This is a genomic window from Sphingomonas sp. CFBP 13728, from assembly GCF_014841895.1.
GTDB lineage: Bacteria > Pseudomonadota > Alphaproteobacteria > Sphingomonadales > Sphingomonadaceae > Sphingomonas.
In genome coordinates this window covers 500,061-514,935 of record NZ_JACYUS010000003.1, presented here as the reverse complement: position 1 = coordinate 514,935, position 14,875 = coordinate 500,061, and the positions used below count along the sequence as shown (strand labels likewise).

Genomic DNA, 14,875 nt, shown 5'->3' with positions numbered 1-14,875 from the left:
CTCAGGCTGCCGTTTTGTCGGCGACGCGTACCGAGGCCGCGGCAAGTTGCGCGGTGACGATATCGTTGAACGACAGCGTCGGGTTGGCCTCGGCGAGCATGCCGATCTTCATCCAGAACTCCGCCTGCGCGTTGATCGACCGGCACAGCACCTGGCTCGCCCGCCGCGCGTCCTCATGCAGCGAGTCGTCGATCTTCACGATACCCATTCAAGCCTCACATTCACTTTGACGGTATGAAATGTATACGGTTCGTATGGTGTGTCGTCAAACGTGAAGGGTGGCTGCTCGGCAGCGCGCGCTGTAGCGTCCGACGATGGACGATGCGCAACTGACCCTGGATCTGGACGGATGGGAGGGGCCGCTCGACCTGCTGCTCTCGCTCGCGCGCGGGCAGAAGGTCGATCTGCGCAAGATCTCGATCCTCGCGCTGGTCGAGCAGTACCTTGCCTACGTCGACTCCGCGCGCGCGCTGAAGCTCGAACTCGCGGCCGACTATCTCGTGATGGCGGCATGGCTCGCCTATCTGAAGTCGGCGTTGCTCCTGCCGCGCGATCCACTCGCCGAGCCCGACCCGGAGGAACTCGCGCTGCGGCTCCAACTGAGGCTCGAACGCCTGAGTGCGATGCGCGAGGCCGGTGCGCGGCTGATGGCGCGCAACCGGACCGGGCGCGACGTGTTCCTGCGCGGCGCACCAGAGGGGCTGCGTACGGTGCGCAAGGCGGCATGGCAGGCCGAGATCTTCGACCTGATCGCCGCGTACGGCCGCATTTCCGCGCGGACGCGGCCGGTGATGCACGTCGTCGCCGACCGCGAGGTGATGACGCTGGAGGCGGCGCTCGAGCGCGTGTCGATGCTGGTCGGCAAACGGATCGACTGGAGCGTGATCGAAAGCTTCCTCCCCGAAGCGGGCGAGCGATTGCGGCGATCGGCGCTGGCGTCGAGCTTCGTCGCGGCGCTCGAACTCGCGCGGCAGGGGAAGATCGAACTGCGCCAGGCGTCGCCCTTCGCGCCGCTGTATCTGAGAGCCCGCGCGTGACCCCGCCCGACGATTTCACCCGCGCCGTCGAGGCGGTGCTGTTCGCGGCCGAGACTCCGCTGACGCTCGATGCGATTCGCGCGCATGTCGGCACCGGCGACGTCCGCGCCGCGCTCGATCAGCTGACCGCCGACTATGCCGGCCGCGGCATCGCCATCGTCCGGCGCGGCGAACGCTGGCAGTTCCAGACCGCGCCGAACATGGCGCACATGCTCCGCCGCGACCGCGAGGAACCGCGCCGCCTCAGCCGCGCAGGGATCGAGACGCTCGCGATCATCGCCTACCACGAGCCCGTGACCCGCGCCGACATCGAGGCGATTCGCGGGGTGCAGATCTCGAAGGGGACGCTCGACGTCCTCATGGAAGCGGGCTGGGTGAAGCCGGCCGGACGACGCGAAGTGCCGGGACGCCCGCTGATGTTCGCGACCACGCCTGCATTCCTCGTCCATTTCGGCCTCAAGAGCCGCCGCGACCTCCCCGGAATCGACGATCTGCGTGCTGCGGGGCTGCTCGATCCGGTCGATCTCGCCTTCGATCGGCTCGAAGATGGCGAAGACGACCGGGAAGATGGCGAGGTGGCTGGCAATGAGACGGGATGAGGCTTAGATAGGGTTCAGTTTCCAGGAGAATTGCCATGGGCGGTTTTAGCCCGATTCACTTGCTCGTTCTCGCGGTCGTCGCGATCCTCCTTCTCGGCGGCGGCCGATTCTCCAGCCTGATGGGCGACGTCGCTAAGGGCGTGAAGAACTTCAAGAAGGGCATGTCCGAGAACGACGACGAGACGCCGGCCAAGCCATCGGCACGGATCGAAGCGCAGAAGACTGCCGATCCCGCGTTCGATCGCGACGGCAATCGCGTCCGCGACGACCGTCCTGCCTGAAGCCGGCAGAGTTGACGACACTAGATAGGCGCGGCTGAATGTTCGATATCGCGCCCTCCGAGTTTCTGCTCGTGGCCTTCGTCGCGCTCGTCGTGATCGGTCCGAAGGATCTGCCCAAGGCGATGCGCGTGGTCGGCTATTGGGTCGGCAAGGCGCGCGGCGTCGCGCGGCAGTTTCGCTCGGGCTTCGATTCGATGGTCCGCGAGGCCGAGCTCGAAGAGATGGAAAAGCGCTGGGCGTCGGAAAACGAACGCATCATGCGCGAGCATCCGCAGACGGCCACGGCCGCGGACACGCCTATCGATACCACGCAGGTGGTGCATTCCCCCGAAACCGACACGCATCACGACGATCATACGTCCGAGCCGATCATGGTCGAAAAGCCCGTCGTCGCGGCCGCCGACCAGCATGCGCTGCCATCCGCATCCGCACCCGAACATCCTGCAGACGAGCCGAAGCCGGCGACCGATCGCGGTCCCGATCTCTTCGATACGCCTGCACCGAACGCCAACGACAAGACCGGCAAGTCCGACGTCGCGTCGTCGTGACGAGACCCGTCGTGACCATGTCCGTCGTGAACGCATCCCAGACCGCTGAAAGCCTAGCATGAGCGAGATCGACGAAAGCCGGGCCCCGTTGCTCGACCATCTGATCGAACTGCGGCGGCGGCTGCTCTACTGCATCGCCGCGCTGGTCGTGACGTTCGCGGTGGCGATGTATTTCGCCGAGAACATCTTCGGCTTCCTGGTCCATCCGCTGCTCGCGGCCGGCCAGAACAAGGTCATCTACACCGAGATTTTCGAAGCCTTTTTCGTCCAGATCAAGGTGGCGTTCTTCGCGGCGATGATGCTGTCGTTCCCGGTGATCGCGAACCAACTCTGGCAGTTCGTCGCGCCCGGCCTCTACAAGAAGGAGAAGCGCGCGCTCCTGCCGTTCATCCTCGCGACGCCGGTGCTGTTCCTCACCGGCGCGGCGATGGCGTATTACATCGCGATCCCGATGGCGCTGCACTTCCTGCTCGGGTTCGACGGCATGGTCGGCGGCATCCACCGCGAGGCGCTGCCGGCGATCGGTAACTACCTGTCGTTCACGATGCAGTTCCTGTTCGGCTTCGGTATCTCGTTCCTGCTGCCGGTCCTGCTGATGCTGCTCGAGCGCGCCGGGATCGTCACGCGCAAGCAGCTGATCGGTGCGCGGCGCTATGCGATCGTCGCGGCGTTCGCGATTGCGGCGGTGCTGACGCCGCCGGATATCGGCTCGCAGCTGTTGCTCGCGATCCCGCTCGTCATCCTGTACGAAATGGCGCTGATCGGCATCTGGTTTACCGAGCGTAGCCGGGCGAAGTCGAAGGCGATCGAGGGCGATTCCACCGACATCGTCGAGAGCTGAAACGAAAACGGGGCCCGGTGCATGTGCACCGGGCCCTGTTTCACGATCAAGCGCAGAGGCTTACTTGGCGCTGTTCGCGGTCTTCGCGACGGTCTTGCCTGCCGAGCTGACGTCCTTGCCGGCGCCTTCGACCGTGTTGCATGCCGAAACCATCAGAGCGCTCGCGACAATCGCCAATCCAACCAACTTACGCATAATACTTCCTCCAAGAAGGGCTTGAATGCCACGGTGGAGGGAATGTTCGGGGAGGGCATTCGTTCCGTTTGCGGAACTGAAAACCTCTCGCCTTGTCAGGCCACTGCATCAGACGACGGCGCGCGCCCCGGACTAATACCGGAAAAAGATAAAGGCCCGGAAGCATCACCGGGGGGGGGGAGGGTGATGCTTCCGGGCCTATGACTTGGATAGCGAGAGCGGGGGGGCATAAAGTCGCTATCCGAAGTATCCAACGGTGATCGCGAAGGTCCGTTCCCGCTTTTTTGCGCTCAAGCGATAAAAAGATTCGATCTGATGAAGACCCGGGCGGACTCGCGCCCGGAACCTTATTTCGATCAATCGCGACCGACGACCGCAAAGGCGATCTCGTAAGCCCCTGCCAGCGGATCGTGATGCAACGGCGACCGCAACTGGCGCGAGAGGCCTTCCATGACACGGCCGTAGCGCGTCACCGTCTCGCGCAGGATGTCGCTTTCCACGAGCGCGCGGGACACCACGCGAAGCACCGCACGACCGGGTATCTCGGATGGCTTGACCACGACGCGGATCTGCGCGGCCGGATCGCACGTCATCGCCAGTTCGATCGTCTCGGTCGCGAGGAACGCGATCGCGACCGCAACGTCCTGATTGACCAGATACGGATCGATATCGAGCGTGATGCCCAGCCCATGCGAGCGATCTGCTGCAGTGGCGCGGATATTGGCGGAGAGTTCTCCGATCATCGTGCGCAGGTTCAGGCCGCGGTTTTCCTCGAGCTCCGCGAAATGATTGCGGTGGACGACCGCGAGCGCATCGACGCGGCGCTGGATCGACGAATACGCATCGGTGGCATCCGCACTGCGAGCGCTGCGCGCGTGGAAGTTGATCAGGCTGGAGATGACCTGGAGATTGTTCTTCACGCGGTGATGCACTTCGCGAGTCAGCTTGGTCTGGCGGACCAGTCCCTCGGCGAGACCGGCCTCATGCAACGCGACGGTTCGGCTGATCGCCTGGAACGTCTCGCCCAGCTCGCGAATTTCCTGCGCCGGCAATGTGCGAACCGCGCCGAAGTCGATCTCCTCGCCCGGCGTGAAGGTGGCGACCGAACCGCGCAACTGCCGCAGCGGACGGATCAGCAACCGGTCGACCACGAACCAGGCGATACTCGCCGCGGCAAGCCACATCAGCAGCGGCAGGAGCAGCGCGATGACCAGCGACGACGTCACCGGCGCACTGCGGATGCTGGTCCGCAACGCGAGCCCCGCGACGCCCAGATCGGTCCGCATCGTCTCCATCCGGTCGAGCGGACGCTCGTCTTCGATCCGCTCGAGATACAGCGCGTCGTCGTCGAGCACGATCGCGCTGCTCAGTTCGAGCGCCCGGCTCGTCGGACGACCGATCTTTTCCAGAAACGGTCGCGGGAAATAGGCGCGTGCCGAGGTATGACCGCCCGGGCCCGAGATCGCGAGGACCAGACCGCGCTCGGGCACGATCGCGGCAGCGATCGGCATGTCGTCCTGGTTGATCACGACGCGTTCCGGCAAGGGCATGCCGCACAGGACGGTGCCGTCGCGCTCGGCGATGACGAACCGGGTGCCCGCCGACGATTGTTGCGCAAATACGCCCTGCGCGCGTGCGCAGCTGGGGGCATCGGCAGGATCATTGCCAAGCGCGTTTACCGCGACCCGCAGCGCGGTCATGTCGCCGACGAGTTCGATCGCGAGCGCGCGCGCACTTTCGTTCGCGGTGACGCGCAACCGCGCACGCGCTTCGGCATCGGCCAGCCGCGTCGTCTGCAAGGTCGCGAAGACCGCGATCAACGCCAGCGGAAGTAAGGCGGCGCTAAGGATCAGGAACAGCTTGGCGCCCGTCGTCAAACGCCGCAACGACGAGACGATGCGTCCGTCGGGCTTCATTGGCTGGACCGCGCCGTCGCCACCGTTCGAACCGATGGCGGAAACATCATGTGCGGACGCGATTGCGGCGGCGTCCGGTGCGGGGGGCATGGCCATTTGGCCCGCCGTCAGTCGAGCTTGCCGAGTAGGTCGAGCAGATCGTCGGGAATCGCCTCGTCGACGGTCTTCTGGTAAACCGATCGCAGTGCCGATCCCATCTGACGATCCTTATCGGGACCATTTGCGGGCTTCGTGGCAGGCACTGTCTTCTCCGTGTCGTGGCCCAAACTCAAAACTTCCCCCTGCACGACGCAAACTCATGTGAACGCAAATGGTCGAGCGCACCCTGATATCGGGGCACACACACTCGCGAAAAGATGCTCGTGAAACCAAATAGCATCTCGATAGTTCCACGTCCGAGCGAATAATCCGCATCTTCGTATCACCGTGTGCACGGCCGCGTCGACCGGTCGCGTCGAAATGCGCCCATTCGGTGCATGTCGCGGTGAAACGACGGGGCGGGTTTTTCGGCCACTACCATTGCAATGACGCGAGCCACCCGACACATGAGGGGCCGCGTAGGATCAGGGAGTATTCGTTACCCATGTCTCTTGGACAGCAACTCGCACCGCACCTTCCATTCCTGCGGCGCTATGGCCGGGCCCTGACCGGCAGCCAGATGCACGGCGACAAATACGTCCGCGCCACGCTCGAGGCGATCGTCGCGGCACCAGAAGAATTTCCCCGCGACGTCGATCCGCGTCTCGGCCTGTACCGGATGTTTCAGGCGATCTGGAACTCGGCGAACTTCGACGAGGTCGCCGACGAGACCGCCGGTGATACGGAAGGTCATGAGGCCGTCGCGCGTGCGCGTCTCGCCCGGATGACGCCATTGTCGCGTCAGGCGCTCCTGCTCACCGCGATGGAAGGGTTCACGCCCGAGGACGCAGCGTATCTGATCGAAGTCGAGACGAGCGAAGTCGACGATCTCGTCGCCGAAGCGCTGTCGGAAATCGAGAACCAGACCCGCGCCAAGGTCCTGATCATCGAGGACGAGCCGATCATCGCGATGGATATTGAGACGATCGTCCGCGATCTCGGCCACGACGTCACCGGCGTTGCAGTCACGCGTGACGAAGCGGTCGCGCTGGCGATGGAAACGCGTCCCGGCCTCGTGCTCGCGGACATCCAGCTTGCCGACGACAGCTCGGGCATCGATGCGGTCAAGGACATCCTGGCCGAATTCGAGGTCCCGGTGATCTTCATTACCGCGTTCCCCGAGCGCCTGCTGACCGGCGAGCGTCCCGAGCCGACGTTCCTGATCACCAAGCCGTTCCAGCGTTCGACCGTGAAGGCTGCGATCAGCCAGGCGTTGTTCTTCGATCAGGCAACTGTTCCAGCCACCTGATTGCTTGGGGAATAACAGCCAACCGCTTGATTGTGCCGCGTTCTCGCTGCATTCTGGGTCCGTGTCCGTAATGGTTGCGGACCCAAAACGGTTTTCGGGGGTTTAACATATCATGGCTGACCCGAACGAACGCATCCACATCGATACCGAAGACGCTCGGGCGGGCGCGACTCCGCATATGACACGGTACATATTGGCGATTTCGCTGGTACTCGTCATCGTCATCTTCGGATTTATCATCCTCCGCTAACCTCTATCAGGCGTACTTTACTGGCAATGGCCGGTTCGGACGCTTATGTTCGTCGCACGTCGACGACAGTCTTCTATCGGGATTGATCGGATTTCCATGACCCAGCCTGCTCCGCGTGTCGACGCCGAGGACGATATCGACGAAGTCGTCGAGCCGGTGGAGCATGTCTCGCTCTCGGACGCCGAGTTCAAGGTGCAGCTCGCACAGGTCATTCCGCATCTGCGCGCGTTCGGTCGTTCGCTCTCGGGCAGCCGCGATCTCGCCGACGATCTCGTCCAGGAAACGCTGCTCAAGGCATGGGCCGCGCGTCTCCGCTTTCAGGCGGGCACGAACATGCGGGCGTGGACCTTCATCATTCTGCGCAACCTGTATTTGTCGCAGATGCGCCGTGCGCGCTTCAAGGGCGAGTGGGACGATCTGGTCGCCGACCGCATTCTTGCAGCACCTGCCAGCCAGGATCGGCACGTAGAGCTCGGGGACATGCAGCGTGCGCTGATGCATTTGCCGCAGCCGCAGCGCGAGGCGCTCATTCTGGTCGGCGCAGGTGGCTTCGCCTACGAAGAGGCCGCCGAGATCTGCAACGTTGCAGTGGGCACGATCAAGAGCCGTGTTGCGCGTGGCCGCGTGGCGTTGGAGACGATACTCAACGACGGTTCGCTGCCGTCACGTCGCGATCACGAGACAGACACGACGAAGACCGCACTCGATTCGATCATGGGCGACGTCGAGGAGTTGAGCCGGGGTCGCTGAGACTCCGGCGTCTCACCCACCGCGCTTCGATTACGATCGACCGCTCCTGAACTAGTTGTGCCGGTGCGGTATCGCATCGAGCCTGCGTAGCATCGACGCCATATCGTCGGGTACACCACCGCATCCGTCGAAGGCGCTACGCAACGAATGGCCGACGACATCGGTCACGCGCGGGCGGCGAACGACCTGTTGGCCGTCTTGTTCGCGTTTGATCGAGAGAAATGCATAGGTCATGACGCGATAACGCTTGACATCGCTATTCGTTGCTTTCTCGTGTCATAGTATGACCGGATTCTGTAGTATCTGGTCATGCCCGTAACGATCCCATCTCTTGCCACGCTCGACGGCTCCGGCAGCCCGATCGCAGCTGCCGTGACACGTGCGCGGTCATGGTCGCCCTTTCTCGCGATGATCCTCGATCGCGAACCGGTGCTGGCGGAATCGCTGGCGGCGGGGCGGCTCGATCTCGCCGCATCGAGCGCCACACCCGACATGCCGACCGCGAAACGGCTCCGGATCGAACGGCGCGCGATGGCGCTGAACGTCGCGATCGGCGATCTGGCCGGCGTGCTGGATCTCACCGCGGTGACCGGTGCGCTGTCCGGGTTCGCGGATCGCGCGCTCGACACCGCGATCCGCGCCGCGATCGAGGAGCGCACGCCGGGGGCCGAGCCGGTCGGCTTCGTCGGCATCGCGCTCGGCAAGCAGGGCAGCCGCGAGCTCAATTATTCGTCGGACATCGATCCGATCCTGCTGTTCGATCCGGCCACCCTGCCGCGCCGCCCGCGCGAGGAGCCGGAAGAGGCGGCGATCCGCATCGGCAAACGGGTCGTTGAACTACTCCAGGCCCGCGACGGCGACGGCTATGTCCTGCGCGTCGACCTGCGGTTGCGGCCCTCGCCGGAGATCACGCCGATCGTCCTGCCGGTCGAGGCCGCGATCGGGTATTACGAGGCGCAGGCGCTGCCGTGGGAGCGCGCCGCCTTCATCCGCGCCCGCGCCGCCGCAGGCGACATCGCCCTGGGACAGCGTTTCCTCGCCGCGATCCGCCCGTTCGTCTGGCGACGCGCGCTCGATTTCGGCGCGATCGGCGAGATTCGCGGGATCTCCGCCCGCATCCGAGATCATCATTCGCAGGGGCAGGCGTTCGGCCCCGGCTACGATCTGAAGCGCGGCCGCGGCGGTATTCGCGAGGCGGAGTTCTTCGCGCAGATCCACCAGTTGATCCACGGCGGTCGCGACCCTGCGTTGCGCGTTCCGGCCACCCGCGATGCACTCGCGCGGTTGGCGCAGGCAGGGTGGATCGGCGACGACGAATCGCGCGCACTGATCGACGGCTACACGCTGCTGCGGACGATCGAGCACCGCGTGCAGATGATCGACGACCGCCAGACGCACGCCTTGCCGACCGGCGACGCGCTCGACCGGGTCGCCAAATTGCACGGTCTGGAGGACGCCGGCGCGTTGCTCGCGCTACTGGCACCGCGCGTCGCGGCCACCGGGCGGATCTACGACGCGCTCGACGACAATACGCGGCCGGCCTTCTCCCACGATGCGGTAACGCTGGAGGCCGACCTCGCCGCGGCCGGCTTCGACGAGCCCGACCATGCCCGTCAGCGCATCGAGGCGTGGCGGGGCGGGGCCTATCCCGCGCTGCGCAGCCCCGCCGCGCGCGAGGCACTGGAGGCGGTGCTGCCGACGCTCGTCCCGGCACTCGCGACTGCGCCCGTTCCCCAGGCGGCGTTGCTCCGGCTCGATGCGCTGCTCGAACGGCTGCCGAGCGCGATCAACATCTTCCGCCTGCTGGAGGCGCGGCCGGGTCTGGCGACGTTGCTCGCGGCGATCCTCAGCCACGCGCCGACGCTCGCCGACGATCTCGGACGACGCCCGGACCTGCTCGACGGTCTGATCGATGCAACTGCGTTCGAGCCGGTTGGCGACATCGCGGCGCTGGAGACAGCGATGCGCGCCGGCGACGCCGGGGGCGATTACCAAGCGCGCCTCGATCATGTCCGCCGCGTCGTCGGCGAATTGCGGTTCGCACTCGGTGCGCAGGTTATCGCCGGCGCATCCGATCCGCTCGACGTCGCGGCGGGCTACGCACGCGTCGCCGAAGCCGCGATCGGCGTGCTCGCTAGCGCGGCGATCGAAGAATTCGTCAAGACGCACGGCCGCGTACCGGACAGCGAACTCGTCATACTCGCGCTCGGCCGGATGGGCGGCGCTATGCTCACGCACGCCTCCGACCTCGACCTGATCTATCTGTTCACCGGCGATTTCGCCGAAGAGTCGGACGGTGCCAAGCCGCTCGGCGCCACGCTCTATTACAACCGCCTCGCGCAGCGCGTCACCGCTGCGCTCTCGGTCGCGACCGCGGCAGGTCCGCTCTATCAGATCGACACGCGGTTGCGGCCGTCCGGCGGGCAGGGGCCGCTCGTCGTCACGCTCGACAGCTTCGCGCGGTATCAGCGCGAGGACGCGTGGACCTGGGAGCATATGGCTCTGACCCGGGCGCGTCCGGTGTTCGGATCGGACGACGCACGCGGTGCGGTGGCCGGGATCGTCCGCGATGTCCTCGAAGGGGATCGGCCAGACCGCGACATCATTGCAGAGGCCCGCACGATGCGCACCGACATGGCGGCGCACAAGCCACCCAAGGGGCCCCTCGACGCCAAGCTGCTCCCCGGCGGACTCGTCGATCTCGAATTCGCGATTCACGTCGTCCAGTTGGTGAACCGCGCTGGGTTCGCGCCCAATCTCGGCACTGCGATCGACAGCCTGATCGGTCTGCAGCTCGTTCCGCCCACCATCCGAGCCGCGCACGACGTGCTGACTCGCCTGCTCGTCACGTTGCGCCTGGTTGCACCCGATGCCACGCCGCCGGGGCATGCGTCCGAGGAGCTGATCGCGCGCGCGATCGGCGTCGCGGACTGGTCGGCGGTGGTTGCCACGCTCGAATCGACGTTACAGGAGGTCCGCCGGTTCTGGATGCAGGTGACGGGAGAGCAGGATGGATGAGGGATCGAAGGTTCCGGACGTGACGGTGACGATCGACGATGCGCCCGTATCGCTCGCGAGTCTGGGAACGCCGCTCGTGGTGTATTTCTACCCGAAGGACGATACTGCCGGCTGCACGACCGAGGCGAAGGATTTTACCGCGCTTGCGAACGATTTTGCCGCCGCCGGCGTCACCGTCGTAGGGGTCTCGAAGGATACGCCCGCCGCGCATGCCAAGTTCACGGCCAAGCACGCGCTTGCGGTCCAGCTCGCGAGCGATGTCGACGGCGCGGCGTGCGAGGCATTCGGCGTCTGGGTAGAGAAGGCGATGTACGGCCGCAAATATATGGGGATCGAGCGCGCGACCTTCCTGTTCGGCGCCGATGGCACGCTCGCAAAGACGTGGCGCAAGGTCCGCGTCGCGCGTCATGCGGATGCTGTGCTGGCAACTGCAAAGGCGCTCTGAAGCCGTTGGGGATTCGCTGTTTTTCGCGATCTGACGTCATCGTTCCGTCGCTCCGGCATCAACTCGCCGCACCGGTATGCCGCTCCGCCGCGTCACCGCGCTCGCGCTATTGCCCAAGTCGGCGGCGTCCGGCCTAACCACAATGTCTGGGGCGCGGAGGGGCTGCGAGTCAGGACAGAGTTTGGGAGCCGTCCGCTTTGGGAGCGAACGGCCCTGTATTTTTGTGTCGGGGACCAATGGTCGAATTTACCGCAGCAGCCGCCGTATCGGTGATAGTGACGCGTCTCAAGGCCGTGTTCGCGACGCGCGATTTTCTGTTTCATGACGGCAATTCGCTCCGTCGAATCAGCCTCGGCGCAAAGCGTCAGGCCGCGATGGCCGCGATCGGCGCCGTCACACTGGGCTTTTCCGGTTACGGCGCAGTCGCGGCGGCCGGTGCGGTCGAGCCCGCCGACACGGATGCGCAGATTGCGCAGATGCAGCATCAGATCGGCCAGATGCAGCAGCGCGTCGCGACGATCCGCGACACCGCGCAGGCGCATGCCCAGCGCGTCGATCACCGCCAGGCACTGATCGCCGCCGCACTGACCGGCACGGGCGACGCGAAGGCGCTGGCACTCGCGACCCCGTCGATCGATCCCGCCGCCGACAAGCTCGCTGCCGACGTCGTGAAGCCGTTCGTCAAGGTCGAAGGCCATCAGGTCCAGCTCGCCAGCGTCGCGCAGAAGCTGCTCGACCAGCGTTATGCCGACACCACCGCCACCGTACGGCAGCTCGGTCTGCGTCCGGAGCGTGTCGCCAAGCATCAGCGCGCCACGGCAATGGGTGGTCCGCTGATCGCCGCGAACAGCGAGGAGGCTACCGCCGATCTCCGCGCCGACGCGCAGTTCCGCACGCTGTTCCAGACCTGGAAGAAGCTCGACACGTTGCAGCAGGGCGTGATCGCGATCCCGTCGGTGCAGCCGGTGCATTCGCTGTCGTTCACCAGCAATTTCGGCATCCGCTCCGATCCGTTCCGCGGCACCGCGGCGATGCATGCCGGCGTCGACATTCCCGGTCCGATCGGTACGCCGATCTATGCCACCGCAGACGGCATCATCGCGCACGCCGGTCGCCAGGGCGGCTATGGCAACATGGTCGAGATCAGCCACGGCAAGGGCATCGCGACGCGCTACGGCCATCTCTCCAAGATCCTCGTCGCCGACAACGCCCGCGTCACCCGCGGCCAGCTGATCGCACTGATGGGCTCGACCGGCCGCTCGACCGGCTCGCATCTTCACTATGAAGTCCGCATCGACGGCCACGCCGTAAACCCGGTCCCGTTCCTGACGACCGCAGACTATCTGCTCGCCGCGCAGGACCGCGCCGTGAACGCCATCCCCGTCTCGACCAGCGGCCCCGCCGCACAGGACTGACACGCGGCCGCAATCCACACGGTAATGACGGCCACACCCCCCGTCGTCTCATGTTCCCCGTCATCCATGTTCCCCGTCATCCCAGCGAAAGCTGGGATATCCCTCCACAGGGACGGACTATCAGCATGAGATCCCAGCTTTCGCTGGGATGACGGGACGGCGGCTGTTGTAGAGGCCGTTGTTCGTACGCGACCGGGCAATGCGAGCGTGCGTTCCCTCACGCGGCTCGAACCCCAAGGTTGCCGCGGATAGCGCAACCTCCTATCTCCAGCGCATGGCAACGCTGGTCCAAGACATCATCCTCACCCCCTCCGCTGCGGCGCGCGTCGCGGCGATCGCCGTCAAGCAGGGGAAGCCGGCGATCCTGCGTCTCTCGGTCGACGGCGGCGGCTGTTCCGGGTTCCAGTACAAGTTCGGGTTCGCCGACTCGGTAGAGGCCGATGACGTGATCGCCGAGCATGACGGCGTGAAGCTCGTCGTCGACAGCGTCAGCATCGATCTCGTTCGCGGCTGCGCGGTCGATTACGTCGAGTCGCTCGCCGGCGCCGCGTTCAAGGTCGAGAACCCCAATGCCGCGTCGGGTTGCGGCTGCGGCTCCAGCTTCTCGGTCTGACCAGCCCATGAAAATCGTCACGTACAACGTCAACGGCATCAAGGCGCGGTTGCCGCGGCTGATCGAGTATCTCACCGAAGACCAGCCTGACATCGTCTGTCTCCAGGAACTAAAGTCGAGCGACGATACCTTCCCGATCGCCGACATCGAAGCCGCCGGCTACGGCGCGGTCTGGCATGGCCAGAAGGCCTGGAACGGCGTTGCGATCCTCGCGAAGAGCGGCACGCCCGTCGTGCGCCAGCGCGGTCTCGAAGGCGAACCCGAGGACGAGCACAGCCGCTACATCGAGGCGGAGATAGACGGTTTGATCGTCGCCGCGCTCTACCTTCCCAACGGCAACCCGCAGCCCGGCCCGAAGTTCGACTACAAACTCCGCTGGATGGACCGCCTCGCGGCCCGCGCGCGCGTCCTGCTCGCGGAGGAAAAGCCGGCCATCCTGGCGGGCGACTACAACGTCATCGCCAACGACGACGACACCTTCTCGGTCCGCGCGATGCAGGACGATGCGCTGATGCAGCCGGAAAGCCGCGAGCATTACCGCGCGCTCGTCGCACAAGGCTGGACCGACGCACTCCGCACGCAATTCCCCAAGGGCGGCGTCTGGACGTTCTGGGATTACCAGGCGGGCGCGTGGCAGCGCGACGCCGGGTTCCGGATCGACCACTTGCTGCTCAGCCCGCAGGCCGCCGACCGGATGATCGATGCCGGCGTCGACAAGGCCTATCGCGGCCGCGAAAAGGCCAGCGATCACGCGCCGACCTGGGTCCGGTTGCGATGAAGACGTTCGCCGTCGCGCTGGTGTCGATCGCCGCGCTGTATGCGACCGGTGCCAGCGCACAGGAGCGCGAATATTGCCCCGAGCGGCCGGGGATCGACACGCCCGCCTGCACGATGGCGCCCGGCAAGATCTCGGTCGAGACCGCGATCGCCGACTGGACCCGCGACGACAAGCCGGGCTCGCGCGAGGACAATATCCTGTTCGGCGACACGCTGGTGCGCGTCGGCCTGAGCGATACGATCGAGGCGCGGGTCGGCTGGACGCCGTTCGGTCACGACCGGATGCGTGACGATACCGGCGTCGATACGGTCAACGGCATCGGTGACGTGTCGCTGGGGCTCAAGGCGAACCTGCACGATCCCGACGGCTCGGGTTTCTCGGTCGCGGTGCTGCCCTTCGTCACGCTTCCGGTCGGACGCTCGTCGATCGGCGCGGGCGACTGGGGTACGGGGTTCCTGGTCCCGGTGACGTACGAGCTCTCCGATACGCTTTCGCTCGATCTCACCCCCGAAATCGACGCCGCGGTCGATCAGGACGGTAACGGCCGGCATCTCGCCTACAGCGCGGCGGCCGGTCTGGCGTACAAGCTCAACAAGGATTTCACGCTCACCGGCGAGATGCAGGCGCTGCGCGACGACGATCCCGAGGGGCATGCGACGCAGACGGTCGCAGCGCTGTCGCTGGCGTGGGCGGCGAGCGAAGATCTCCAGTTCGACGTGCTCGGCGCGGCTGGCCTCAACGATCATACGCCCGATGCGCGGGTCTATGCAGGGATATCGCGCAGGTTCTAGATGCCGGCCGG

19 protein-coding genes are annotated in these 14,875 nt (G+C 65.5%); 14 read left to right on the top strand and 5 right to left on the bottom strand.

Features of this window, described 5'->3' with window-relative positions; genetic code table 11:
* Window position 1 precedes the first annotated feature (1 nt).
* A complete protein-coding gene (locus IFT67_RS15320) occupies window positions 2–208 on the bottom strand; it encodes a ParD-like family protein (protein ID WP_192239030.1) in 207 nt (68 codons plus the stop codon).
* 106 nt (window positions 209–314) lie between these two features.
* On the opposite strand from IFT67_RS15320, the gene IFT67_RS15315 reads away from it, so the two are divergent.
* From IFT67_RS15315 to tatC, 5 genes are read left to right on the top strand one after another with little or no spacing between them, the layout of a single operon-like run.
* Entirely contained in the window at window positions 315–1,037 is a 723-nt protein-coding gene (locus tag IFT67_RS15315; RefSeq protein ID WP_192239029.1) for a segregation and condensation protein A, read from the top strand.
* Window positions 1,034–1,636, top strand: a complete 603-nt coding sequence (gene scpB / locus IFT67_RS15310) for an SMC-Scp complex subunit ScpB (RefSeq protein WP_192239028.1) — start codon at window positions 1,034–1,036, stop codon at window positions 1,634–1,636. The genes IFT67_RS15315 and scpB overlap by 4 nt, the downstream gene beginning before the upstream one ends.
* Before the next feature lie 35 nt (window positions 1,637–1,671).
* Window positions 1,672–1,917, top strand: coding sequence for a Sec-independent protein translocase subunit TatA (locus IFT67_RS15305; RefSeq protein WP_056057475.1), 246 nt, complete (start codon window positions 1,672–1,674; stop codon window positions 1,915–1,917).
* Between the two features lie 38 nt (window positions 1,918–1,955).
* Window positions 1,956–2,465, top strand: coding sequence for a Sec-independent protein translocase protein TatB (tatB, locus tag IFT67_RS15300; RefSeq protein WP_192239027.1), 510 nt, complete (start codon window positions 1,956–1,958; stop codon window positions 2,463–2,465).
* A gap of 58 nt (window positions 2,466–2,523) precedes the next feature.
* The gene (gene tatC, locus IFT67_RS15295) at window positions 2,524–3,306 is read left to right on the top strand and encodes a twin-arginine translocase subunit TatC (protein WP_192239026.1); all 783 of its coding nucleotides are present in this window, start codon (window positions 2,524–2,526) and stop codon (window positions 3,304–3,306) included.
* 60 nt (window positions 3,307–3,366) lie between these two features.
* Here the strand turns inward: tatC and IFT67_RS15290 are convergent, their stop codons facing one another.
* The 3 genes from IFT67_RS15290 to IFT67_RS15280 all read right to left on the bottom strand — a co-directional run bounded on the left by IFT67_RS15290 (window position 3,367) and on the right by IFT67_RS15280 (window position 5,614).
* Entirely contained in the window at window positions 3,367–3,501 is a 135-nt protein-coding gene (locus IFT67_RS15290) for an entericidin A/B family lipoprotein (protein WP_197978278.1), read from the bottom strand.
* Window positions 3,502–3,857: 356 nt separating this feature from the next.
* Complete coding sequence (locus IFT67_RS15285) at window positions 3,858–5,417, bottom strand: sensor histidine kinase (RefSeq protein WP_107962734.1); 1,560 nt, start codon at window positions 5,415–5,417, stop codon at window positions 3,858–3,860.
* 107 nt (window positions 5,418–5,524) lie between these two features.
* Window positions 5,525–5,614: a NepR family anti-sigma factor gene (locus tag IFT67_RS15280; RefSeq protein ID WP_162233433.1), complete on the bottom strand. Its 90-nt coding sequence runs from the start codon at window positions 5,612–5,614 to the stop codon at window positions 5,525–5,527.
* 386 nt (window positions 5,615–6,000) lie between these two features.
* On the opposite strand from IFT67_RS15280, the gene IFT67_RS15275 reads away from it, so the two are divergent.
* From IFT67_RS15275 to IFT67_RS15265, 3 genes are all read left to right on the top strand, one after another.
* Window positions 6,001–6,804, top strand: coding sequence for a response regulator (locus IFT67_RS15275; protein ID WP_192239025.1), 804 nt, complete (start codon window positions 6,001–6,003; stop codon window positions 6,802–6,804).
* Between the two features lie 112 nt (window positions 6,805–6,916).
* A complete protein-coding gene (locus tag IFT67_RS15270) occupies window positions 6,917–7,054 on the top strand; it encodes a hypothetical protein (RefSeq protein WP_181321155.1) in 138 nt (45 codons plus the stop codon).
* Window positions 7,055–7,150: 96 nt separating this feature from the next.
* Window positions 7,151–7,804, top strand: a complete 654-nt coding sequence (locus tag IFT67_RS15265) for a sigma-70 family RNA polymerase sigma factor (protein ID WP_192239024.1) — start codon at window positions 7,151–7,153, stop codon at window positions 7,802–7,804.
* A 51-nt stretch (window positions 7,805–7,855) separates the two neighbouring features.
* Here the strand turns inward: IFT67_RS15265 and IFT67_RS15260 are convergent, their stop codons facing one another.
* A complete protein-coding gene (locus tag IFT67_RS15260) occupies window positions 7,856–8,038 on the bottom strand; it encodes a hypothetical protein (protein WP_192239023.1) in 183 nt (60 codons plus the stop codon).
* 75 nt (window positions 8,039–8,113) lie between these two features.
* On the opposite strand from IFT67_RS15260, the gene IFT67_RS15255 reads away from it, so the two are divergent.
* The 6 genes from IFT67_RS15255 to IFT67_RS15230 all read left to right on the top strand — a co-directional run bounded on the left by IFT67_RS15255 (window position 8,114) and on the right by IFT67_RS15230 (window position 14,864).
* On the top strand, window positions 8,114–10,822 hold the full coding sequence (locus IFT67_RS15255) for a bifunctional [glutamine synthetase] adenylyltransferase/[glutamine synthetase]-adenylyl-L-tyrosine phosphorylase (protein WP_244647411.1): 2,709 nt from the start codon (window positions 8,114–8,116) through the stop codon (window positions 10,820–10,822).
* Window positions 10,815–11,267 (top strand): peroxiredoxin, encoded by a 453-nt coding sequence (locus tag IFT67_RS15250; protein ID WP_192239022.1) that lies wholly within the window; start codon window positions 10,815–10,817, stop codon window positions 11,265–11,267. The genes IFT67_RS15255 and IFT67_RS15250 overlap by 8 nt, the downstream gene beginning before the upstream one ends.
* A gap of 236 nt (window positions 11,268–11,503) precedes the next feature.
* The gene (locus tag IFT67_RS15245; protein ID WP_192239021.1) at window positions 11,504–12,682 is read left to right on the top strand and encodes a M23 family metallopeptidase; all 1,179 of its coding nucleotides are present in this window, start codon (window positions 11,504–11,506) and stop codon (window positions 12,680–12,682) included.
* A gap of 274 nt (window positions 12,683–12,956) precedes the next feature.
* The gene (erpA, locus tag IFT67_RS15240) at window positions 12,957–13,295 is read left to right on the top strand and encodes an iron-sulfur cluster insertion protein ErpA (RefSeq protein WP_107962740.1); all 339 of its coding nucleotides are present in this window, start codon (window positions 12,957–12,959) and stop codon (window positions 13,293–13,295) included.
* Window positions 13,296–13,302: 7 nt separating this feature from the next.
* Entirely contained in the window at window positions 13,303–14,073 is a 771-nt protein-coding gene (gene xth / locus IFT67_RS15235) for an exodeoxyribonuclease III (protein WP_056057510.1), read from the top strand.
* Complete coding sequence (locus IFT67_RS15230; RefSeq protein WP_192239020.1) at window positions 14,070–14,864, top strand: transporter; 795 nt, start codon at window positions 14,070–14,072, stop codon at window positions 14,862–14,864. The genes xth and IFT67_RS15230 overlap by 4 nt, the downstream gene beginning before the upstream one ends.
* Window positions 14,865–14,875 lie beyond the last annotated feature (11 nt).

What these genes read in the sequence shown, in the direction of transcription:
- IFT67_RS15280 (WP_162233433.1), bottom strand. Translation starts at nt 5,614, where the DNA reads ATGGGATCGGCACTGCGATCGGTTTACCAGAAGACCGTCGACGAGGCG.
- tatB (WP_192239027.1), top strand. Translation starts at nt 1,956, where the DNA reads ATGTTCGATATCGCGCCCTCCGAGTTTCTGCTCGTGGCCTTCGTCGCG.
- tatC (WP_192239026.1), top strand. Translation starts at nt 2,524, where the DNA reads ATGAGCGAGATCGACGAAAGCCGGGCCCCGTTGCTCGACCATCTGATC.
- IFT67_RS15320 (WP_192239030.1), bottom strand. Translation starts at nt 208, where the DNA reads ATGGGTATCGTGAAGATCGACGACTCGCTGCATGAGGACGCGCGGCGG.
- xth (WP_056057510.1), top strand. Translation starts at nt 13,303, where the DNA reads ATGAAAATCGTCACGTACAACGTCAACGGCATCAAGGCGCGGTTGCCG.
- IFT67_RS15315 (WP_192239029.1), top strand. Translation starts at nt 315, where the DNA reads ATGGACGATGCGCAACTGACCCTGGATCTGGACGGATGGGAGGGGCCG.
- IFT67_RS15260 (WP_192239023.1), bottom strand. Translation starts at nt 8,038, where the DNA reads ATGACCTATGCATTTCTCTCGATCAAACGCGAACAAGACGGCCAACAG.
- IFT67_RS15230 (WP_192239020.1), top strand. Translation starts at nt 14,070, where the DNA reads ATGAAGACGTTCGCCGTCGCGCTGGTGTCGATCGCCGCGCTGTATGCG.
- IFT67_RS15255 (WP_244647411.1), top strand. Translation starts at nt 8,114, where the DNA reads ATGCCCGTAACGATCCCATCTCTTGCCACGCTCGACGGCTCCGGCAGC.
- IFT67_RS15270 (WP_181321155.1), top strand. Translation starts at nt 6,917, where the DNA reads ATGGCTGACCCGAACGAACGCATCCACATCGATACCGAAGACGCTCGG.
- IFT67_RS15245 (WP_192239021.1), top strand. Translation starts at nt 11,504, where the DNA reads ATGGTCGAATTTACCGCAGCAGCCGCCGTATCGGTGATAGTGACGCGT.
- IFT67_RS15250 (WP_192239022.1), top strand. Translation starts at nt 10,815, where the DNA reads ATGGATGAGGGATCGAAGGTTCCGGACGTGACGGTGACGATCGACGAT.
- IFT67_RS15285 (WP_107962734.1), bottom strand. Translation starts at nt 5,417, where the DNA reads ATGAAGCCCGACGGACGCATCGTCTCGTCGTTGCGGCGTTTGACGACG.
- IFT67_RS15275 (WP_192239025.1), top strand. Translation starts at nt 6,001, where the DNA reads ATGTCTCTTGGACAGCAACTCGCACCGCACCTTCCATTCCTGCGGCGC.
- IFT67_RS15265 (WP_192239024.1), top strand. Translation starts at nt 7,151, where the DNA reads ATGACCCAGCCTGCTCCGCGTGTCGACGCCGAGGACGATATCGACGAA.
- IFT67_RS15305 (WP_056057475.1), top strand. Translation starts at nt 1,672, where the DNA reads ATGGGCGGTTTTAGCCCGATTCACTTGCTCGTTCTCGCGGTCGTCGCG.
- IFT67_RS15290 (WP_197978278.1), bottom strand. Translation starts at nt 3,501, where the DNA reads ATGCGTAAGTTGGTTGGATTGGCGATTGTCGCGAGCGCTCTGATGGTT.
- erpA (WP_107962740.1), top strand. Translation starts at nt 12,957, where the DNA reads ATGGCAACGCTGGTCCAAGACATCATCCTCACCCCCTCCGCTGCGGCG.